Raw genomic sequence first — 22,525 nt, 5'->3', positions numbered from 1 at the left:
CTCCTCAATTGTCCCACTATTGCCGGGCCCCGGTTCCGGGACCGGTGTCACAGCCCTGCCGCATCCAGGCTTCTCCACAGCTCAGCGAGCTCCTGGCGGCGGGAAACCCCGAGCTTGCCATAGATCCTCTGAAGGTGCGCATTCACCGTATTCACGGCGATCCCAAGCTCCCTGGCGACCTGCGCGCTCCCCATTCCGGAGACAACCAGCACCGCCACTTCCCGCTCCCGCTGCGAGAGCTTCGCGGGGTCGGCGGCGGCCCGGCGGTTCTCCAGTGGCCCAGCAGGCACCGGACCGCCGCTCCTTGCCGTTGACCAGCTCCAGTCGCCAATCCCGTCGGCGGCCTGGTCATGCCCCGGATTCTCCCCGCGCGCCGAAGCACCCAGGTTCAGCAGCTCCACCGCCCGGCGCCCCCGGCCGCCGCCGGCTGCCTTCGCAGGCTTACGCGGCGTTCTTACCGGCGGGCCCACCGCACCGGTCACCGCCGGCCGTGCGACGGACGCATACGTTTCGGCCAGCCTGGCGGAGATGTCGCCGTCGGAAGGCATGGCCGGCGATGGCAGTGCCACTGAAAGCACGGCCACTCCGGACCTGTCCGGCCGGGAGTCCGGGGCACCGGGAACGTGTGCCAGGTCCCAGGTCATCCACTCGGCCGTGGCCTGCGCGCCCAAGGTCAGCGCGAGCAGGTCTTCAGGGCCGCCGGGCGTTCCGCCGGCCATTCCCGGGGCACCCTGTGCGGCGCGGTCAGCAGCGGCGTGCCGGCAAAACATCATGGCCCTGAAGAGCTGCAGGGGGCCGCCGGGATAGCTCATCCACTTGTTGCTGCCCGTGGGTTCCGCCGCGTTCCCGGCCCCGGGACTTTGGCCCAGCCTCGCCAGGTTGGAGGCGTGGATCGTCAGCACCATGGAATGGAAGTCGACACTGCACCGCGGCAGCCGCTCCACTGCGTTCAGCGCCCTGGTGGAAAGCACGACGGCGTCCGCGGACTTTCCGCGCACGGACAGGCCTTGGGCGGCCAGGGCAAGGAGGAAGATACCCGCGTGGGATGACGGCTCACCACCCGGACCGGAGTGCCCGCTATCGCCGGAATCCGCCGGGCACAGCCGGTGGAAGAGCTCACCGCCCGGGCTGGGCCAGTTTCCCTCGCGCGACTCCAGGAACAGCTGCAGGACGTGGAGCTCGTCCTGGACTGCGTTTTGGTACAAATCAGCAGCCTCATCGCCAAAGGACGCCGCCGCTGCCAGGCTGAGGCGACGTCGTGCCGTGTCCAGGACGGACTGCAGGGCGTCACGGCCCGGGTTGGTGGGCAAGAGGACCTGCAGCAGCAGCGCCACGGCACGTGCGAACTCGATGCTGAGGACTGCCGGCGTTGTTTCCACGAGGCCTTGGAGCAGGCCGGCGCTCTTCCCGTAGTTCCGGGCATGGAACAACGCCCGCGCCGCCTCGGTCTGCGCCTTCAGCTTGAGCTCAGGTGCCTTGACGGCTTCGGCTGCCCGTAGTGCGCGGTCGCTGTCATAGAGGTTATTGGCGGTGGTTGCCACGGCCAGGAGGTCCAGGTCCGGAACAGCCGTCCCGGCGTCGAGCGCGGCCTCCACCCCGCGAAGGAGGGCCCACAGCGACGAGTCAGCCTGGTATGCGGGATGACGGGAAATCATGCCACTCAGATCCAACGGCTGCGCTTCGGCGCGAAGATGGCGGGCCACGTTGCCCTCCACCTCGTGGCTCAGCGTGACATCGGCCCCGCCGTCGCACCTGATCTGAAAGTGGATCATGTTGCGCTTCTCAAGGGCGCTCAGGGCTTCCGGCGGAACCGCCTGGGCCAGGACAGAGAGCGGGGCCGGCTCAGCAGCCGCAAGGAAATCCACCACCTGACGCTGCTCCCGGGGCAGTGTTTCAATCCGCCGCCGCGCCAGCTCGTGTTGCCGCCCATCCTCCGGCCCCAGCGGGCGGACCAGCATGCAGCTCCCGGCCCGTTCCACGATCCGGCCGCCCGCAAGTGCCTCTTCGACGAGCCACTTGGCCGTCAGGGCGTTGGCACCGGAGGCGGCATGGATTTCGCGCACCAGGCTGCGGCCGGGCCGGGCCGGCAAACGGTGCTCCAGTAAGGTCCGGAGCTGCTCGACAGTGAGGTCTTCAAGGGTCACCACGGTCAGCTGCCGGGCCACCACCGATTCCATCAGCTCCATCTGAAGTTGCCGGTCCGAACGGTGGCTGGCCAGCATCCTGATGTCAGGCTCCGCGAGCAGCTGGTTCAGGACCCACAGCGACGTACCGTCCAGGTGATCCACATTGTCCAGGACCATCAGGATTCCGCCGGCTCCCGGATCCTGGCTCCGCAGGGCATCGCGGCAGGCCCGCACGATCGTCAGCGGTGACACCTTGTACCCTGCCGGCAGGGCGGGCGCGAGCAGGCTGCCAATGCCGAACTTCATCCGGCGGCAGGACTCGGGGATGCTGTGCGCAATGACGGCCAGCTGTCCGGAGAGTGACTCTCCGGCCGCAGCCAGGAGCCTGCTCCGGCCGGAGCCGGCCGCCCCCGTCACGATGACGCCTGAGCTCCCCGGGCCGGACAAGGCGTCGAGGGCCGCCTTCAGTTCGGCCGCACGAATGACCGGGTGGAAAGGTGAATTTTCTGCCCAAACGTCCATGGTTGCGTCGCTTCCTAAGCCGCGGAGCGCGAAGTTCCGGACCGCCCCCAACCATCTGCCGGCATTAGCTAGTCCTACGCTACCCAGCCAACGTTCACGCTGGCGCGAGTAGTGACTACTTGAATATCTGTGACGCCCGCACGCAGGCCGGCTCTGGTTACTCAGAGGCCGCCGTGTAAAGTGGGGCGGGTATTAACGGTCTCTACGGGTCTCTTGACGGTCTCGCTGTCTGCTTCTGGGGAGTAAGCGGCTACAGCTGGTTTCATTATCAGCACTGATTCTGTGCGCGGCTATCGCTGCGGCAATCTGGCGGTCATGACCCGTGCTTGGCGTGCCCCTCATCCGGTACCCGCCAACCCTGTTAATGTCCCCAACAGATATGTATCCCAAAAATGAAACACATGACCACACCAATCATGGCTGTGTTGATCCTCCTTGTCGGAGTATTGACCGCCGGCTGCGCCGCCCAATCAGCGCCCAGCCCGTCGGCCTCCACCAGCCCTTTGTCAGCCAGCGCGAAGCCAGCCACTGCGCAATCGGCCACTGGAACACCGAAGGCATCACCCGCACCAAGTTCGGCGCCGGCCGCAGCCCCCGTCGAGAAGCCTGCTCCAGCGGCAGTTGCTGCCCCCGCACCCGCGGCAGCGGCTCCCGCACCCGTGGCAGTTGCCGCCGCACCCGCGGCTGCCCCGGCGGCCAGCAAATACCCTCTGCATACAAACGTCGTGAGCACCACATTCTGGGTGGGCGAGATCTTCAACGCCAACCTGGCTGACGGATCGCAGGTCTGCTCCACATACAACGGCCAGTGGGCTTTCAAGCACACCGGCGTCAACGCGGGCACAACGCCGGCGTCTGCCTCGGGTTGCCCCGGCAGCATCTACGGCGGCTGCGATGGCGTCAGCTCCGGTTCCGGTGGCTCATTCACCTGCACCACCGAGGCACGCGATGCCTCCAACGGGTATTTCCCCAAGAACCAGCCCACCCCGCGGGAGAACCCGTTCTACCTCGACCTTCCCTACGACGACGTTAACGACACTGTCGCCTTCCAGCAGCGCTGCCAGGTCATCCCGTGGGCTGCCGCGGACAACGCTGCCACGGGTGTCAACCACTGCGCGGACGGCAACTACTCGTACATGAAGAACCATTGGGTGCAGCTGACCGGCCCCAACGGAAACGTCTGCTACGGACAGGTTGAAGACGCAGGCCCCTCAAGCGGTTCCGCGTACCACGACTCGAACTACGTCTTCGGTGCCGCCGACGCCCGTCCGGCCAACGCCGACTTCTCCGCCGACGGCACCCAGGGTGCCGGGGCAGATGTGTCACCGGCCCTGAACGGCTGCCTCGGCTTCGCCGAGCTGGACGGCAGCGGCGACCACGTCTCCTGGGCATTCGTTGACCGCGCGAACGTCCCGGCCGGACCGTGGCTGAACGTCCAGACGACGTCCGGCGTGGGCTAACAGTCCGAGCTGAACAAATTCCAGACTGAGCACGTTCCAGGCTGAACACGTTCCAGGCTGAACAAGTTCCAGACTGAGCAACGTTCCAGGCTGAACAAGTTCCAGGCTGAGCAACGGGGCGCCCCCGCCGCAGGACCACAGTGTCCTGCAGCGGGGGCGCTTTGCGTGCCGGTCCGTTTCTGTTCCGGGTCTACCGGGTGATCCCGGCCCCGGCCGTTGCCTCTTCCAGTTCCAGTCCCTCACCCTGGACACGCCGTATCGGGCTGACCCACACCCCCGATGAGGACGCGGAAAACGCACGGGGCAGCACCATCAGGCAAATGACTGAATCGAGGATCCGCATGAGCGGAAACAGCGGCGCCATCAGCAGGATGCCGGGCCGCCGAAGTGCCAGAGCCGCGATGATAGTCAGCAGCAAGTCGGGAATGAGGACGCCCAGAAGGACGTCCTGCGGCCGCATGAGCCCTGAGAGGTAGACGAAGGATTCACCGTTGTCCCCGAAGGCGGAAATTTGCATCGATGCGACCAGGGACAGCAGGAACACGGGTATGAGCAGCGCAAAGAACAAGCAGCTGATAACCAGCTCGATGATGTAGAACACCAGCACGAACCAGAACTTTCCGGCCTGGAGGCGGTGCCGCCGGACTGTCTGCCAGAAGCCGAGAATCCACCGGCGCACCTGCCTGGTGTAGTCCTGCAGGTTGTCCGGATCCTGCGTGTAAGCCACGGCCGCCGTGGGGTGGAAGGCGATCCGGCCAAGCTTCTTTGCATGGATCTCGAAGGTCATGTTGAAGTCCTCGATCACCAGGCCGGGAGCCAGTACCTTGATCTTCGCAAGGGCGGTTGTCCGGTACATGCTGGCAAAGCCCGGCACGATGGAGACTACGTTGGCACCCCTGGCTGCCTGGCCGTACTTGAGCAGCAGCTGCACCACGATGTACAGGCGCTCGCGGTAGGCCACCAGGAAGCGGCCAAGGGCGGTCGGAGCCGGCGGGGTCATGATGGACTTGGCCCGGCCGGCGACGGCAACCACGTCGTGGTCAAGGAATAGCGGCAGTCCCGTTTCCAAATAATCGGGGGTCGGCCTCGTGTCAGCGTCCAGCATCATGACCACTTTGAACTTCCGGCACAGCTCGAAATGCGCGATCCCGGCAGCCAAAGCACCGGCCTTCCCCCGGTTCGGTTCGAGTTCCAGCACCTTGACACCGGCAGAGCGTGCGATTGCCGCGGTGTCGTCCGTGGACATGTCGGAGATCACGTGGATGTTCCTGATCGGCACCAGCACGGCGGCGGCGCGGATGGTTTCCCGGATGACCAGTGCCTCGTTGTGGGCGGCAATCAGGATGGCGACATTAGCAGGAAGGATCCTGGGATCCCTGGCCCGGTGGCGGCCATGCTCCTGCTGCACCTGTCCGCGGTGTGTCCGTGGTCCCGGGAGTGTGTGGGCACCATGGGCGCCGGATCCGATCCGGTTGGCCAGCGGCCACCGCTGGAGGATCCGGAGTGCGCGTCCGCTCAGCGGCGGCCCCAGTGTCACCCGCCGGATGTACTGTTCGTTGCCAAGGCGCAACAGGCCCACGACCGACCAGAAGATGGTGCTGATTCCCAGGACAAGGACAACGTATACGGCTATCACAGCGACGGCGCTCCAATCGTGTCGTACATCGCGTAGTCATCCGTGGTCAGGGTGCCGTTGCTGAAGAGGTTCAGCCCAAAACTGATCGCGGTTGCGCCGGAGGGCAATGCGGAGGTGGTGAAACTGGCCTGCGTGTAGGCGCCGGCGGCGGCGAACCACGGGCTGGACGTCCAGTAAACCCAGGTGCCCGCTGAGTTCCGGTAGTAGACGGCGAACTGTGTCACCGTCGTCGAGGTGTACCAGGCGCGGAGTGAGTAGGTATGCCCGGCGACAGCCGGTGGCGCGCACGATCCGGAGTCCAGCGTCTGCAGGAGTTTGGCGTCCCCGTTGGCGTAACCGCTCACCACGAGGCGTTCCGCCTTGGTCCCGGTCCTTGCGGTTGAGACGGTGCTGAAGGATGCCGTATTCGAACCGTATCCGGCGGACTGCCAGCACTGCGGCGTGGACCCCGCCCCGGACGTTTCAAGGCTGGCATTCTGCACGAGGTTAGTTCCGGCCGGCGGCGGCGGTGGCGGAGGAGGCGGTGTGGACGACGAGGTGTCGAACATTTCGTAGTCGTCCGTGATGAGGGTGCCGTTGCTGAAGAGGTTGAGTCCGAAGCTGATGCCGCTGGCACCCGAGGGCAGCGCCGGTGTTGTCCAGCTGGCCTTTTGGAATGTTGTGGCAGGGGCAAACCATGGGCTCGACGTCCAGTAGACCCATGACCCAAGACCGGTCCGGTAATAGACCGCGAACTGCGTATTGGCAGTGGATTTGTACCAGGCCCCCAGTGTGTAGGTGTGCCCGGCCGTCGCCGTCGGCGAGCAGCCGCCCAGGTCCAGCGACGGCAACCATTTGGCGTCGCCGTTGGCATAGCCCGTGACCACCAGGCGCTCTGCCCTGGACCCCGTGCGCCCGGGGCTCACTGTAGTGAATGTGGGTGAATTGGTTCCGTAGCCACCGGCCTGCCAGCACTGGGGCACGCCATTTACGAGTGTTTCAAGGCTGGGATTCTTCACGAGGTTTCCGCTGCTGGGCTGCGGCGGAACTGCCGGTCCGGACACGGCGGGCTTAACAGTGCCTCCGATCACCTGGTTGACGGTTTTAACAGTCGTAGTAGATGGACGTGCCTTGAGCCAGGCCGCGAACTGCTGGAATAACGTGGGCGTGACGTTCAGCGGATCTGCGCTGGATGCAGCTATGTGGTGGAATGTCAGCTGGATCCAGCCGCCCACCGATTCGGCCTGCGTAACGGATCGCTGGAGGTCCGCGAGCGTCCAGGTGTTGTCGACCTCGTCCGGTGCGGCGGTGTTGTACGGGTTAGCTGGCGGGATCGTCTCGGCAAGCGGGCATCCTGCGCAGCTGAACCGGGTCTGGATGTCGCCCAAGCCCCGCGCGCTGTTGTACCCGCAGTTTTTCACGATCCCTTCCGTCGTTGCATTGGACGAGGCGAACGGATAGGCAAAACTGGTGACGGCAAACCCCCAGTTGGTGAGGTTCACCCTGTCGTTGCACACCTGTCGGGTGGCTTCGTCCGTGGGCAACGTGACGAGGTCTGGGTGGGTTACGGTGTGGCCCGCGATTTCATGCCCGCTCGCGGCCAGCCCCTGAAGGTTCGCCAGCGTCATGTAATTGGGAGTGTTAACGACCCCTGACGGTATGTAGAACGTCCCGTCGAGCCCGTAGTTGTTCATGATTTGGGCAGCGTTCAGCTGGTCCGCGTTGCCGTCGTCGAACGTCAGCGTCACCGCGGTGGGCGCCGCAGCCTGGGCCGGCACTGCGAGCGCGCCCACGCCCGACGCCGCCAGGGCCACAATGCCCGCGGCTGTCACGGCCGTCCGCGCCAGTTTTCTCAGCTTGCGCCGCACGGCCTCCACGTCAAGCTGGATTCCTGCTCGCCCGGAAGTTTTCAACCTCATGGGTATCGACTCGATTCTTTTTTCGAGCCCGTGGAGCATCTGCGCTGGACGGGCGGAGCCTACGGGGCGGCCGGCGCCCCCGTGTCTAACATCTCGTAATCATCTGTGGCCAGCTCCCCGTCGCTGAACAGATTCAAACCAAAGCTGATGCCGACGGCGTCTGCCGGCACCGGCGGTGCAGTCCACTCAGCCTGCCGGTAGGAAGAACTGGCGGGAAACCATGGGCTGGCGGTCCAGTAGGTCCAGGTGCCAACCCTGTTGCGGTAGTACAACTCAAACTGCGTGGATGCCGTGGACGTGTACCAGGCCCGCAGCATGTAGCTGTGGCCGGGGACAACGCTTGGCGCGCAGGCCCCCAGGTCAAGGACAGGAAGCAGCTTCGCGTCACCGGACGCGTAGCCTGTTACGTCGAGCCGCCGTGCAATGCCCCCGCTGTGGCCGGGGGTCAGCGTACTCAGGACGTGTGAATTCTCGCCGTAGGTAGAGACCTGCCAGCACTCGGGAAGGCCGTACTTTCCCGCCGTTTCCAGCCCCGGATTCCGCAGCGCATTGACGCCGGCCGGTGCGGGCGGAGCAGACGGTCCCGCCACTGCAGGTTTGGCTCCTCCCCCGATGACGTCATGGACGGTGCGGACGGCGGTGGTTCCCGTCTCGGTGCGGGTCACCAGCCACTCGACGAAATCGCCGAACAGCGCAGGGCTGATTGCCCGCGGCCCGCCGCTGTCGTCGATGTCATAGAAACTCAACTGCAGCCAACCACCGGCCGCTTCCGCATCCATGACCGACTGCTGCAGGTCCGTGATGGTCCAGGCCGGGCCGACCTCCGGCGTCGACCTCGTGCTGAAGGGGTCTGCCGGACGCACGGTTTCGGACACGGCACAATCGGCGCATCCCAGGCGGCTGCGGAGATCGCCCTGGCTGCGGGCGCTGTTGTACCCGCATGCCGCCACCATGGCCTCGGCGGCCGGCGACTTCGCCGCGAAAGGATAGGCGAACGAGGTGACTTTGAAGCCCCAGTCCGTCAGGTTGGTGCGGTCGTTGCAGACCTGTCGCTTGGCCTCATCAGAATCCAGTGCCGTCAGGTCGGCGAGGGTTGCAGTGTGGCCGCCGATTTCGTTGCTATCGGCCGCCAGGGAGTGCAGATCCTCAACTGTCATATAGTCTTTGGCGCCCATGAAGCCGGAGTTGACGAAGAAAGTCCCCCTGAACCCGTGCCCCTTGAGCACCCGGGCGGCGGCCAGCTGGCTGGCCCTGCCGCCGTCGAAACTCAGGGTGATGGTGGTCAGTGTGAGGCTGGTATCCACCGGCACCCCGGACGGAGACGTCTCTGTTCCTTCGGCCGGCCCGGATCCCTGCTTGGGCATCAGGGCGGCGGACCCTGTCAGGAGGGCAAGTGCGGCCACCCACGAGACGGCCCAGAGGGTGGTGCGCTTTCGCTGCTTAGTCAGCCCGGACCGGAGCGGGTCGTCCAGGCTTCCCGGTGGTTCCGGCCTTTGCCTCATGACAGATATCCCCTCTTACATCCGTACTCCTCGGCCGCAAGAGGATCCCCCCAGGCCGCGATAGTTCATGGGTTGACACCCCGAAGGGGTCGGTGACGACTGGGGGGAAGCCTTGGTCTCAAAGGCTTGTTCGCCACCGACCCCCGTTCTTGGGCCCCGGACGTGTGCTCTGGGGCTGGCTGCCTTCCGGCAGCGGTGTCGGCAGGCTTAGGTGAGAAGTGAACGGCCCGTCCAGACAGCCCGGGCAATCCTGCCGGCGGTACTGTTTCGAACTGCAGTTCAGGGGCATGGTTGCGTGCTTTCGCCCGCAAAAGTCCGTCCATTCCCATTTTGAGACCCGATTCTCCCCCGGAACTCTGTTTCTATCCGACATCCACAGCCTATTAAGCCGGGAGTTTGTCGGCACGAGTGGTGCCTACCCGTCTTTCCCGGGGGAAGCGCCAGGCAGCCCCGGCGCCACTCGCCCACTACCCGATTCGGTACTCGTTGGACGGCGGAAGACACCCGCGTTGTCCGGCTGGAGGGCCCCATGGACAGGCTGACCATGGTGAAATGGTGTCTAAGCACAGCAGATGGGGGCGTGGGCCAGGATGACAGCAATGAACCGCGGTGCCTTGCCGGCCGCCCAGGCCCGGGACACGGCTGAACCGTCGCTGGCACCTCGCCGATCCCGCGCCCGCCGGCTGCCTCCTCCGCTGCACCGCCCGTCCCCCACCGTGATGGCCGGGGTTGCGGTGGCCACCATTCTGGCCTGCGTGATTTTCTTCTGGACCTGGCGGTCCGGCTTAGCCACCGGGGCCGCCAACCAAACGTGGTTTGCCGGGTACGTGGACGTCACGGTTTCGCCGCCGGACCCCTTTGAGCAGGCTTCCACAGCCGCCACCAAGGACGTCGTGCTGGCGTTCCTGGTAGCCTCCCCGAGGACTACTGCGTCGCCAGCTGGGGTGCCAGCTACGGCCTTGCGGAGGCGGGCACGGCGCTGGGCCTGGACAAGCGGATTTCCGTGTTGCGGTCCCGCGGCGGATCCGCTGCGGTGTCCTTTGGCGGCGCCCGGAACAACGAGCTGGCCACCACCTGCCAGGATGAGTCGAAGCTCCGCACGGCGTACCGGGACGTTGTGGAACGCTACGATCCGTCTTTCATCGATTTTGACCTCGAGGGCGCCGACCTCCTCGACACGGCAGGCGGCGAACGACGGGCCAAGGCTGTGGCCGCCCTGCAGGGCGACCGCAATGCGTCGGGAAATAAGCTCGCCGTTTGGCTTACCCTGCCCGCCTCGCCCCGCGGCCTGACCGACGCCGGGATCGCCGCCGTCGAACAGATGCTCCAGGCGGGCGTCCAGCTGTCCGGCGTCAACCTTATGACCATGAACTACGGCGCAAGCCGCGACATCTCCCAGAGCATGCTGGACGCGGCAAAATCAGCCGCCGGCGCCGCGCACGACCAACTGAGCATACTGTACCAGCGCGCGGGCACGAACCTCAGCAGGGAACAGGTGTGGAAGAAGCTGGGGTTAACGCCCATGATCGGCCGCAATGACCTGCCGGGTGAGGTGTTCGGGCTGGACGCGGCCAAGGGGCTCAAAGACTACGCGCTGGAGCTGGGCATCCAGCGTCTGTCGATGTGGTCGCTGAACCGTGACGCCCCTTGTGCGTCCGGGGCGCAGGCGCAAAACGCCAGCTTCGTCTGCAGCGGAGTGGACCAGGACAGTATCCGCTTCTCGGACCTGCTCGGTTCCGGCCTTCCCGGCCGGATGGGCTGAATCCCGGTCCGCGGCCGCTACTTCACCTGGCTGGTGGTGACCACGTCCAGCCAGGGGCCAGGCGGAACATCCTTCTGATCCACGAATTGCCAGTCGACCTTGTCCGATTCTCCGTCCAGGTCGCCGAAGCCGAGGCAACCGTTGAGGGCAGGCGAAACGTCCATGCCGGCGCCGTTGAACTGCTTGTTGGCCGGCCGCGCGTCGTTGGTGCCGAAAACGTATTCCTTGTCCTGGTATTCCCCCGGGCCCGCGTCCTGGATCTGGCCGTAGCACTCCTTGCCGTCCTTGCGGATTTTGACCCAGCGGTTCTTCATGTAGCTGAAGGAACTGTTCGTGTCCTGGCCCTTGTACCCCTCGTCATTGGCCCACGGGATTACCGTGGCCCGTTCGCGGAATGCGGCTGCATTGTGGATGTCGTCATAGGGAAGGTCAAGGTAGAAGGGGTTTTCTTTGGGCTTCACGCCGCTTGGCGCATAGCCGTTCGAACCCGATCGTGCTTCGGTCTGGCATCCTTCAGAGGTGATGCGCCCGTCACAGCCGCCATAGCTCCCCATCCACCTGGAGTCATAGGTGGAGGTGACCTGGCTTCCGTCCTCTGCGTTGGGGTTGAAGATTTCGCCCACCCAGAAGGTGGTGGCCACAATGTTCGTATGCCAGGGATACTTGCCCTGCGGTTTTTGCTCCGGCGGCGGAGGCGTGCAGGCGGTGGCTGCCAGTGCCACAGCTAGCGCCGCCGCTGCAAGTCCGTTCAGGCGACGGACGAACAGGGAGGCTGGAGTTTTCATTCTGATCCCCCGAAACATTGAATTAGCGCGGCTGCGGCACGGACAGCGCCACGGGCGGCTGCGCACCCGGAGGATCCCTCCGGATGCGCAGCCGCCCGGGCTTTGCCCTAACGGTTGCTGTCCCTGGTTACATTCCCTTGGGGAAGTTCAGGTTGTAGCGGTAGATAAAGGCCGCCATGGCGTCCCTGGTGATGGCCTGGACCGGACGGAAAGTGCCGTCCGGGTACCCGGTGGTGATAGCGGTTGCCGCGAGCCAGCGGATCTCGTTGTAGAAGAGATTGCCGGTGCTGACGTCCGGGAACGTCGGTGCGGTGCTGGGGACTGCGGGCTTTCCGTTGTACCGGTAAAGGAACGCAGCCATTGCATCGCGGTTCACGGGATCCAGGGGCCGGAACGTGCCGTCCGGATATCCCGTGGAGATTCCCTGTGCAGCCAGCCAGCGGATTTCGTTGTAGAACTGGTTGCTCGGGGCCACATCCGTAAAGGTCGGAGCATTGGCCGGGACCGCCGGGCTGCCGGCCAACCGGTAGAGGAACGCGGCCATGGCATCACGGTTGATGGACGTCAGCGGCTTGAACGTGCCGTCAGGGTAGCCCTGGGTGATGAGGTTGTTCGAAAGCCAACTGATCTCGTTGTAGAACTGGTTGGTGGTGGCGACGTCGCTGAACGTCTTGACGCTGACCGTGTCGTACAGTTCATAGTCATCGGTGACCAGTGTTCCGGTGCTAATCAGGTTCAGGCCGAAGCTGATTGCTGAGGCTCCTACAGGCACTGCCGGGGTAGTAAATGTGGCCTGGGTCCAACCCGTGGCTGCGTTGGCCAACGGGCTGGCCGTCCAATAAGTCCAGGTGCCAAGGCCTGTGCGGTAATACAGCTCAAACTGAGTCGGTGCGGTGGACTTGTACCAGGCCTTCATCTGATAGGTATGCCCGGCGATGGCGCTCGGGGCGCATTCGCCAAGGTCGAGCGTCGGCAGCAGCTTTCCATCGCCGCTCGTCCAAGCGGACATAACCATCTGCTGGGCGGCCGTTGCCGTCCCGGCATGCCCGGGCGCCACCTTCGTGAACGTCCGCGTGTTAGTGCCGTAGCCTCCCTGTGCCCAGCATTTCGGCAGTCCGGTTGCCGCTGGCCCGTCGGTCTCCAGACTCGGGTTCTTGACCAGGTTGCCGGTGGTGACGGCCGGCGGTGCAGCCGGACCGGCGACGACCGGCTGGCTCGCGCCTCCGATCACGTCCCGGACGTTCTTGACGTCGATGCTGCCCGCCGCCTTCTGCTGGGCCAACCAGTCAGCGAACTGATTGAACAGATCCGTGGACACGGTGAGGGGATCAGCACTGCCCGAAGTTGGATCGGTGCCGGCGCCGATGTGGTGAAAGGTCAGCTGGACCCATCCGCCACCATTCGCAACGGCCTTGGTGACGAGGTTCTGCATGTCCAGCAGGGTCCACGTGTTGTCCACCTCGTCGGGCGCTTTGGTGTCATAGAGGTCCGCTGCAGGGACGGGAACCGCCTCGGCGAAGCCGAAGCCGGCGGTACCCGCCACTTTGCTTTCGAGGTCGCCGAGGCCGCGCGCGCTGTTGTATCCGCAACCTTGGACGATGGTCTGAACCTCCGGCGTCAGGGACGCGAACGGGTAGGCAAAGTTGGTCACGTTCAGGCCCATGTTGGTCAGGTTCACCCGATCGTTGCACACCTGGCGCTTGACCTCGTCGGTCCCCATTTGAGCCAGATCGGGGTGGGTTACGGTGTGGCCGGCGATTTCATTCCCGGCAGCCTGGAGGGCCAATACCTGCGCCACCGTCATGTATCCGGTGGCACCGATGAAACCCGAAGGTGTGAAGAACGTGCCGGGCATTCCAAGCCCGTTGATCTTTGCGGCAGCGGCGATTTGATCCGCGTTGGCGTCATCGAAGGTAAGCGTAATGGTTGTGTTGGGCGCAGCGTTGGCCGCGGGGGCGGTGAGCCCCAACAGTGAGACGGCGACGGCAACCGTGGTGGAGGCTGCCAGCCAGCGGGACCTGCGCCGGCCTGGGGGCCGTTCAGCCCTGTGGCGGGGCTCTGAGACCGCAGTAGAGCGTTGCAGAAGCGTCATGGAACTCAACTCTTTCGTCGAAGGTGCACATAACTTTTGACGGTTGCCGCCCCCCGTCCGGCGCGGCACCTCACGGACGGCTAGTTGGCCGCCAACGTGACTTTCCACCCGAGCGGATCGGGCGCTTTAACCGGGCGGTGGTCAGCCGCCACATTCAAAATGATCTGGTCGAGGGTGGTCTTTGGATCGAAACCCACCAGCGCCTTGGCTTTGCCGTTGTTCGGCACGCGGCGGCGCATGTCTTCATAGCCGTCGGCGTATGCCTGCTCGTAGGGCACCAGCGTGATGGGGCTTTCGCTGCCCAGCAGCTCGACAATCCGCCGGGCGAGGGTCAGGATCGAAATCTCATAGCTGCCGCCCAGGTTGTACGCATTGCCGACGGCGGACTTCTCCTCCGAAATCCTGGTGATGGCCGGGACGATGTCTCCGACGTACGAGAAGCACCGGGTCTGGCGTCCGTCGCCGTAGACAGTCAATGGCTCCCCGGCGAGCGCCTGCTTGACCAGGCGCGGCACCACCATCCCGTACCGGCCGGTTTGCCTCGGCCCCACGGTGTTGAACAGCCGCACGATCGCCACGGGAAGGCCAAACTGCCGCCAGTAGGCGTGGGCAAATGCCTCGTCGATGCCTTTGGCCGCAGCGTACGTCCACCGGGACTTAAGGGCAGAGCCAAGGATCCGGTCCGATTCCTCTGACAGGCTGTCCGAGGTGTTCTTGCCGTAGATCTCGCTGGTGGACGCCAGCAGGAGGCTCGCGCCGGAGGCCAGGACGGCATCCAGGACCACTTCGGTGCCGTGGATGTTGGTGCGCAGGCTTTCCAGCGGGTGCTCCACGATCAGGTTCACGCCCACGGCGGCTGCCAGGTGGAAGACCCGGTCAGCGCCGGCCACCACCTTGTCCACTGCCGCACGGTCGAGGATGCTGCCTTCGACAAAGTGAAAATCCCGGTGGCCAATCACGGTCCGGAGGTTTTCCAGGCGGCCGGTTGAGAGGTCATCCAACACGGTGACTTTGTCTCCGGCCGCGAGGAGGTGCTCCACGAGGTGACTCCCAATGAAGCCGGCTCCGCCGGTGATTGCTGTTTTCACTGCTCCTACTTTCTTCTGACAACCAGCGAAGCCGCTGGAATCAAAGCCGGGTGGTGTTGGTGGCGGCGGGCAGACGATAGGTCGTGTCAAGCACAGCCTGTGCGTCGCCCAGCCAGTCGAGGTCCATCACGGAATGCCGCGTATGGAGAATGACCAGGTCCGCCTCCCACACAGTGGGATCGGCGAGGGATACCAGGGCGCCGCCCTGACCGTCCGGAGCCGTGGGGCACCAGGGATCGTGGTAAGCAACTTCGGCGCCGTCGGCGATCATTTCCGCGATGATTTCCAGTGCCGGAGATTCACGGAGGTCTTCGACGTCGGGCTTGTAGGCCACTCCCAGGACCAGGACGCGGGCGCCCGAGATGCCGTGGTTGCGGTCCGAGAGGATGCGCCGTGCCTTTTCCACCACCTGGTGGGGCCTGCCGGCGATTCCTGCCATGGCGTGCTCGATCACGGGTGCGGTAACCCTGGCTTTGCGCAGCTGCCACAGCAGGTAGTGCGGGTCGCACGGAATGCAGTGGCCGCCAACGCCCGGGCCGGGGGTGAACGGCATGAAGCCGTAGGGCTTGGTGGAGGCTGCGTCAATGACGTCCATGACCTCCATCCCCAGCTCGTGGCAGATATCCGCGAACTCGTTGGCCAGGGCGATGTTCACCGCCCGGAAGGTGTTTTCAACGAGTTTGGTCATCTCCGCCACATCGGCGGACGGCACCACGTGCACCAGCTTGGTGCTGGCCTGCAGCAACGCCTCCGCGGCCTCACCGCAGGCCGGTGTCACCCCGCCGACGACCCGGGGAACATCTTCGTGGGAGAAAGCGTCCACGCCGGGGTTGATGCGTTCCGGTGAGAACGCCACGAACACGTCCCGGCCCGGGATGAGCCCCTTGGCGGCCAGTGGAACGGCCAGCAGGTCCCGGGTGGATCCGACATAGGTGGTGGATGTCAGCATCAGCAGCTGGCCGGGCACGGCGAATTCGACCACGGAAGCACATGCCGCCCGGAGGATCCCGAGATCCGGCACGAGGTACGGGTCCACCGGCGTTGGAACGCAGACCACAACTGCCGCGGCCCTGGCCAGCAATGACAGGTCAGTGCTGATCATGAACGTGGGGTCATCCAGGGCGCTGTTCAGGCGGGCCTTGTCGGAGTCCAGCAGGTCTGCCTGCTGGGACCGGATGACGGCCAGCCGGGATTCGGAAACATCCAGTCCCAGGACGCGCCGTCCGGAAGCATTGATGGCCAGCGCGGTGGGAAGGCCAACGTAGCCGAGTCCCACAATCGCGACGTCGAAGGTGAACGTCTGGTCCTGCGCCGGGGTTTCGCCGGTTGCCGGCTGCGCGTCAGCGGAGTCCGCTTCCAGTTCGGGCACCGTCGATCCGCCCTGGGGCCATTGCCTGGGTTCCTCCTGAAGCGGCGAAAGGGCCGGCCTGCCCAGGGGTGCCTTATGCGTCTTTAGCTTGGTGTTCGGTGTCATGCTAGACCGACCTCCCGGTATTCGATTTGTCCCTTTGAAAGAAAGCCGGCGACGAAGGATGGCAGCTCCCGGTCTCAAAGGACGCTGCCCGGGTCGTCGCCGGCTCGAATGGGGTACCCGCGATCGGCGGGATGCTGGTCGCCATGGAGGAATGGTCCGGGTGGAATGCCACCTGAAGTTCCGAAAACCAAGTGTCAGCTGATTGATGCATCTAAAGACCCACTTCTTTCCCCAATAGTTGCCTGCGGCCCAACAAGCTACAGCGTATTAACCAACCACCTGCCGGGGCGCGAGTGGGCTCTACCCGTCTTTGCGGGTGCATCACTGGCCGCAACGGGCGGGTACCCGCCCCTTCAGCCCCCACCACTCGCATGGGTACTCGTTTGGGGGCAGGGTGGCCCGAGCGGCGCCGCCGCTGTCAGGGCACGGGAAAATTCCGGCAGGTAGCGCGGGGCTGGCTACCGTCAGGGCGGCCACGCAGGTGCTGCCTGGGCGGCCCTGGGCCGGCCCGGTTCTACCGGGGCCGGCCCAGGAAAAGTGGCTGTTGAGCGAAATGGTTACGGCGCGGAACCGCCGGCGTGCCGGGCGCCATACGCCACCATGGCCAGGTCCTCGCGGTGGCTGATTCCGAGTTTTGCGAACATCCGGTACAGGTGTCCTTCCACCGTCCGGAGCGAAAGGCCGAGTTGAAGGGCGATTTCCCGGTTGCTGGCGGCGGCCTGGACAAGCGCCGCGATTTCCTGTTCCCGCCGGGTCAGCTTGTGCAGATCGGGCGCGATCTCCGCGGCGGACGTCCCGGACCTGTTGAGCGCGGCGTTGCGCTGCTTGACCAGCTTCTGGGCTTCGAACTGTCGTGGTTTGTCCCCGCGGGTCTCCAAAATGCGAAGGGCATGGGCCGCGCACTCCGCGGCGGCCAGGTCCAATCCGTCCCGTGCCGCGGCGTCGCTCATTTCCACGAGGCGGTTGACGTCCTTGGCGGCCAGCGCACGGCAGTAGGCGGCCACAAATTCCGCGCTGCGGCCTTCGCAGCCCTCCGCAGCCCTGGCAAGGCGCGGCACAACTGTCAGGTCGCCCAGCCTGAGCACCAGTGAAAGGATTTCGACCTCATAGCTGAGGAATCCGGAGGCTTCTGCGGCATCGGCAAGGGCCATCAGTTTGGACACGGCCGCGGAGACGCCCACGCGCTCGGCGCGGGCCGCGACGGCGTAGGCCCGCCCCAGGAGAGATGCGTGCCGATGGTCCGAAACCAGGGCGTCATAGGCGTCGGCATTCGCTTTGGCGGTGTCGGTCCTGTTGAGGATGGAAGCGGAATACGCGGTGGCGGCGAGCGCGTCAGGCAAGTCACCGCCGGCGTCGGAAAGGCGAAGCACCTCGGCGGCCTGGCTCAGTTTCGGCAGGGCCAATCCGATTGTTCCCCGGCGGAGGTCTGCGGTCCCTGCGGCCAGATGCAGCATCCCGCCGAAGTAGATGAGCGAGTTGGAGGCCTGGGCTATGTGGTTCTGCAGGTAGTGCTCCAGGACGTCGAGCTCGCCGGCATGAAGCAGTGCCAGCAGGTAGCGCCGCATCACAAACTCGGCGTACTCGAGTCGCCGGTCACCGCTGGCGGCGAGAATGTCTTCCACCACCATCACGATCTGCAGCGCCGAAACGGCGCGTCCGGTCAGGGCCAGCGACTCAGCCAGGAGCGTGCCGGCCAGCAGCCGGCACTCGTCGTCGTCGGTGGACTCCCAGATCTCCTGCAGTTCGGGTTCTGCCTCCACATGGCGGCCCGCCGCCTGGTATCCTTCCAGTGCCAGCAGCCTGCTGCCAATACGGGATGTTTCCAGCTCCGCCGGGTCGAACCCCAGATCGGCCTCTTCCAGCCTGGAGACGGCTTCAGCCCAGGCATCGGCCGCACGGAGCACGGCCTCGGGGCCGTTGCGCTGGCCGGCGGCCAATTGCGCCGCCAGCATGGATGCCTGCCGGACCGTGCGTAAATCGGTTGCCCGTTCCACCACGCCCTCGAGGCAGAGGCCCGCGCCCATCGGATCGCGCCCGTACAACTTGGCGCGGGCCAGTTCCACCTGCGCGGCAAGCTTCAGGGACGGTTCCCTGATGGCGCCCACCACGCGTTCCACATAGTCGGGAAGGAACAGGCGGTTGGCCAGCTGCGCGGCCTCCAGGATATCGGCGTCGGGAACTGTTGCCCCGGATTCCAGGGCCCAAGTGACGTGGCGGAGCCTCCCGTCCAGGGTCTCAGGCCGGGAGTCCAGAAGGTCCACGATACGCCGGCGAATGGTCACACTGCGGGCCGTCGGGACCAGCTGCCGGATCACTTCCCCGATCAGCGGTTGTGCCAGGCGGACGTGGCGGGCGGGGTCGGCGGAGATCGCGATGAACTGCAGCTCCTTGAGTTCGTCCACCGCATGACTGTCACTGGCGCGCTGCAGAACGCTCAGGGGGATCGCCTCAGCGAGCGCCACTGATTCCAAAGCCTGCCGCTGGGCCGGGTTCAGCTGCATGATCTGGTTCCTGACCAGGTCCATCAGCCGGACTGTGGCCGCTCCGGGCTCGCCCACGAGCACCCAGGTGTCGTTTCGGCGCAATAGGTGGCCCCGGCTCCTGGCATGGGCTATCAGCTCCAGCAGGAACATCGGGTTTCCACCCGAGGACCTGTACAGGACCGCGCTGGCACTGGGCACGAGCGGCGAGCCCAGAACCCGGGCGCAAAGCTCATCGACCTCATTCGTGGTCAGTGGCTGCAGCTCGAAGCGGTCCACCAGCCCCTCCGACCACATTGCCAGCACCTCCGGCGGCGGCGAAGGGTGCGGCCGGCAGAGCAGGACAACCCTGGCGGCTTCCGCGGCGGCCAGCTGCGCTATGACGGCGGCGCTGCTGTCATCCAGGTGTTGTGCGTCCTCCACCACCAGCACGGCCTGCGACTGGTCCCGGTGGCCGTCCGGGTTCAGTTCGGTCACCAGTGCCTTCAGAACGGCACGGGGCTGGTCTGTCTGGCCGGGTGTCAGGGCGGTCAGCAGGGGCGCAAGGGCTGCGTAGGGAACCTCGGACAGCGATGGACCGGCATAGACGTAGAAGGGCCGGATCCGGTTGCCGAGCTCAAGTATCACTTCGTTGGTGAGCGCGGTCTTGCCGATGCCGGCGTCGCCCAGGATGAGCGCACCGGGGCCGTTGGCGTCGGAGAGGCAATCGACAACCGAGGCAACTATGCCGAAGCGCCCGATCAGCCGCTCCGCCGTAATGGTTTCAGTCATGGCTAGTCATCTCCTGTACTGCCAAGGGCGACCGGAAGCTCCAAGCGCTCTTCAATTTTCAGCTTGCCGTAAATCTGGTAAAGGTGGCCCTCAACGGTCCGCACCGAAACGTGCAGCTGCGCGGCAATGCTCTTGTTACTGGCTCCGGCAGCGGCCAGCTGGGCTATTTGAAGTTCGCGGGCTGTCAGCGTAAGCCGGTCGTGCATTCCGTCCTGGGGCGTGCGCAGGCGCCTGCGGCAGCTTTCCGCCAAGTGCTTGGCCTGCCGGATGAGGCTCCGTTCGAGGTGTGCCTGGTCGAGCGTCAACACCGATTCGGCGATGTCCAGGGCAAACCTGTCGTTGTGCAGCCGGGCCGCCAGGTTCGCAGCGGCCATGAGTTCGTCTGCTTCACCCGAAATGATCCCCTGCGCGTACTGCGCACACAGTTCCGCAAAGGGTCCCTGGCTGTTGGCGGCAGTCTCCAGGAGCCTGGGCGCCACAGCGGATTCCCCTAGCCTGACGGCCGAGCTGAGGCACAGCAGCTCATGCCCGACTGTGCCGGTGCCGAGGTCCTCGTCCGCGAGGCGCAGCAGTTGCTCTATTCCTGTCCGCGGGCCCTCGAGCTCTGCCCTGGCCAGCGCGGTAAAGTAGCCCTCCGCCCGTGACACTTTCCACGTTTTCCGTCGGGCACCTTCGGCTGTTTCTGCCAGATAGGCCATCGCCTGCTCGCGCTCGCCCTGCAACGCCGAAGCATAGGCCGCCGCAGCACAGGCAAGCGTCAAAACGCCGTCGCTGTCCTGAATCCGTAATTGGCTGATGCCTGGCACGAGCAGGTCCAGGCCGTCGCGTCCCCGGCCCTGCATGCAGGCGCTAATCGCTTCGGGTACTTCGGTGGCGCTGAACCGGCGGTAGATCACGGAGGAAGGGAGCCAGTCCTCTGTCGGCAGGGTTTCGGTCGCTTCGTCCCATCGGCCGGCAATGAGATAGGCGAACCGGAGCCGGGAGATCACGGATTGGGCGATGGCTACGGGGATTTCCGGCCGCAGGCACTGCAGCTTCAGTTGTTCGGCGAGCTCAGCCGCATCGGATTGGCGGCCTGTCACCGCCCAGGCTTCGCACAGCCAGCTGCCTGCCTGCAGGCGGAATTCCGCGCTGTGGAATTCCGTGTTGTCGAGCACCTCGACAAGGCTGGAGGCCAGTTCCGGGTAGGCGCCGGTGTAGCTTGCCGCTTCCGCCTCGGCCAGGGTCAGCTGTTCGCGGATACGCCTGAGCTCCGGTCCCGACAGTTCGGCCGCGGGTCCTGTGATTTCCTCATAAAGGACCTTCCTGGCCCGGGCCAGGGAGTCCGGGGCCTCGTGCCATGCCTCCGGAGTGGCAAGGAAAACCGAGCTCTCTGCCAGCAGAAGCCCGATCCATTCCGCCAGCGCGGGGTCCCCCCGTGATGCCTTGCGATGTCGGCGGACGACGTCCAGGGCCTCGTCCACCTCCCCGAGGGTCATGAGGGCCGCCACTTCCTCTGTGACTGCGGCAGCCAGGCCTTCGTGTCCCTCGATGGTGCGCACAAACCGCAGGGCCAGCGCGGCGTCCAGTCGGCGGTTGGCCAGCCTCGCTGCCGAAAGGGCGCCCCCTGCCGGCAGCACCGCCCCGCAGTCGAGGGCCCAGACTGCGAACGGCAGTTCCGTTGCCGGTGTCCGGAGCGCAGGGTCCGCTGCGGCGACAACCATTTCGCGCAGCTCGTTGCTGCGTCCCGGCGGGACGTTTTCGCGCACCACATCAGCCACCAGTTGGCTTTGGATCCTGACCCGGCGGGGCAGGGAGTCTTCGACCGCCAGCACGCCGCGTTCTTCAAGGGCGTCCACGTCATCAGCTTCAACGAGCAGGAGCAGCGTATCCAGGGGCAATGTTTCTGCCAGCGACAGGATCTCAAGGATCCGGCGGTCCGCCTCGCCCATCCGGCCCAGCCGTGTGGCGATGAGGTCTGTGATCGCCCGCCCGTGAATGTGATGCCCTGCCGTGAGGACCCACACGCCGTCGCGAAGCACGAGCGAACCTGAATCTGCGAGCTCCATCGCGAGCATCTTCAGGTAGTGCGGATTGCCGTCGCTCGCGGCCCACAGCGACTGCACGGCGGAATGCGAAACTTTGGCGCTGAGCCCTTCCTCCAGCCAGCTGACGGCTTCGCGGAAGGACAACGGTTCGAGGTTCACGCGTGTGAGGAAGCCGCCGTCGCAAAGACCCGAAATCTCGGCCGACAACCGCAGCGGATCCGCACACGTCAGGACCAGGCGCACCGCGCGGTTGCGGGCAAGCTGGGCGATAGTCACGGCGGTGAGTTCGTCGGCTTCGCCGGCGTTATCGACGAACAGGTACACCGTCTTCCCGTTCGCGCGTTCACGCAGCAGCCGCATGAGTCCGGACAGCACAAGCACAGGGTGGTTCAGGTACCCGGGCTCAAGGTCGCCCAACAGCATGTTGAGTGCTCCATAGGGTGAGCGGGACAATGCTGCGCTGCACCGGAGCGTCACCACCAGGGAATCCTCGCGGAACTGTTTGAGGGCGTGGGTGGTGAGGAAGGTCTTGCCGGTGCCCGAGGTTCCGGTTACGAGTACTCCCCCGGTGGACTCGGCCAGGGCCCTGGTGATATCGCTGACAGCCTGTTTCCGCCCGATCAAAGGCCATGCAGCGCCCCGTGTCATTCCGGCGGACCTGGTGGCGTGTGAACTGGCCACGTTATCGGCTGTCAACATGAGCGAGACCTCTGTATTTAAGAGCGATTCCTGGTAACCCAAATTAACCAGCTGGCACGCCCCCGGGCACCAGTAGTGAGTACTCGATTTTGCCCGTTACTCATACCTGCACTTGGAAGGCAGGTACCCTCGATCACCCCGCGAATGTACGCAGGGGGCCGGATTGGCCGGACCGAACGGGCGGAATCAACACCTGAGCCGCC

At 65.3% G+C, this 22,525-nt stretch carries 13 protein-coding genes; 2 read left to right on the top strand and 11 right to left on the bottom strand.

Translation table 11 applies throughout. The annotated features are described in order from the left end of the window. Positions 1-47 precede the first annotated feature (47 nt). Positions 48-2,648, bottom strand: a complete 2,601-nt coding sequence (locus FCN77_RS07145; RefSeq protein ID WP_137321705.1) for a LuxR C-terminal-related transcriptional regulator — start codon at positions 2,646-2,648, stop codon at positions 48-50. 401 nt (positions 2,649-3,049) lie between these two features. On the opposite strand from FCN77_RS07145, the gene FCN77_RS07140 reads away from it, so the two are divergent. Then, positions 3,050-4,108, top strand: a complete 1,059-nt coding sequence (locus FCN77_RS07140; protein WP_254678892.1) for a hypothetical protein — start codon at positions 3,050-3,052, stop codon at positions 4,106-4,108. Positions 4,109-4,298: 190 nt separating this feature from the next. Here the strand turns inward: FCN77_RS07140 and FCN77_RS07135 are convergent, their stop codons facing one another. The 4 genes from FCN77_RS07135 to FCN77_RS26690 all read right to left on the bottom strand — a co-directional run bounded on the left by FCN77_RS07135 (position 4,299) and on the right by FCN77_RS26690 (position 10,027). Further along, positions 4,299-5,744 carry a glycosyltransferase family 2 protein gene (locus FCN77_RS07135; RefSeq protein WP_137321703.1) on the bottom strand — a complete coding sequence of 482 codons (1,446 nt, stop codon included), beginning with the start codon at positions 5,742-5,744 and terminating at the stop codon, positions 4,299-4,301. Further along, positions 5,741-7,642, bottom strand: a complete 1,902-nt coding sequence (locus FCN77_RS07130; RefSeq protein WP_137321702.1) for a polysaccharide deacetylase family protein — start codon at positions 7,640-7,642, stop codon at positions 5,741-5,743. Before FCN77_RS07130 ends, FCN77_RS07135 begins: the two co-directional genes overlap by 4 nt. A 59-nt stretch (positions 7,643-7,701) precedes the next feature. Next, on the bottom strand, positions 7,702-9,144 hold the full coding sequence (locus FCN77_RS07125) for a polysaccharide deacetylase family protein (protein ID WP_137321701.1): 1,443 nt from the start codon (positions 9,142-9,144) through the stop codon (positions 7,702-7,704). Positions 9,145-9,703: 559 nt separating this feature from the next. After that, a complete protein-coding gene (locus tag FCN77_RS26690) occupies positions 9,704-10,027 on the bottom strand; it encodes a hypothetical protein (protein ID WP_254678891.1) in 324 nt (107 codons plus the stop codon). Between the two features lie 120 nt (positions 10,028-10,147). Here FCN77_RS26690 and FCN77_RS26685 point away from each other — a divergent pair, with 120 nt between their 5' ends. Next, entirely contained in the window at positions 10,148-10,906 is a 759-nt protein-coding gene (locus FCN77_RS26685) for a chitinase (protein ID WP_254678890.1), read from the top strand. A 17-nt stretch (positions 10,907-10,923) separates the two neighbouring features. On the opposite strand, the gene FCN77_RS07115 is transcribed toward FCN77_RS26685, so the two are convergent. The 6 genes from FCN77_RS07115 to FCN77_RS07090 form a co-directional block, all read right to left on the bottom strand. Then, complete coding sequence (locus FCN77_RS07115; RefSeq protein ID WP_137321700.1) at positions 10,924-11,691, bottom strand: hypothetical protein; 768 nt, start codon at positions 11,689-11,691, stop codon at positions 10,924-10,926. Positions 11,692-11,818: 127 nt separating this feature from the next. Continuing rightward, complete coding sequence (locus tag FCN77_RS07110) at positions 11,819-13,783, bottom strand: S-layer homology domain-containing protein (protein WP_137321699.1); 1,965 nt, start codon at positions 13,781-13,783, stop codon at positions 11,819-11,821. A gap of 80 nt (positions 13,784-13,863) precedes the next feature. After that, positions 13,864-14,871, bottom strand: a complete 1,008-nt coding sequence (locus FCN77_RS07105) for a dTDP-glucose 4,6-dehydratase (protein WP_137321698.1) — start codon at positions 14,869-14,871, stop codon at positions 13,864-13,866. Between the two features lie 40 nt (positions 14,872-14,911). Next, entirely contained in the window at positions 14,912-16,345 is a 1,434-nt protein-coding gene (locus tag FCN77_RS07100; protein WP_137321697.1) for a nucleotide sugar dehydrogenase, read from the bottom strand. 557 nt (positions 16,346-16,902) lie between these two features. Further along, positions 16,903-19,596, bottom strand: coding sequence for a LuxR family transcriptional regulator (locus FCN77_RS07095; protein WP_137321696.1), 2,694 nt, complete (start codon positions 19,594-19,596; stop codon positions 16,903-16,905). Between the two features lie 2 nt (positions 19,597-19,598). Beyond that, positions 19,599-22,322: a LuxR family transcriptional regulator gene (locus FCN77_RS07090; protein ID WP_137321695.1), complete on the bottom strand. Its 2,724-nt coding sequence runs from the start codon at positions 22,320-22,322 to the stop codon at positions 19,599-19,601. Between the last annotated feature and the right edge of the window lie 203 nt (positions 22,323-22,525).

This window comes from Arthrobacter sp. 24S4-2, from assembly GCF_005280255.1.
Lineage (GTDB): Bacteria > Actinomycetota > Actinomycetes > Actinomycetales > Micrococcaceae > Arthrobacter.
Note: the sequence above shows the minus strand (reverse complement) of the source record. Positions and strands in the feature narration are given on the sequence as shown.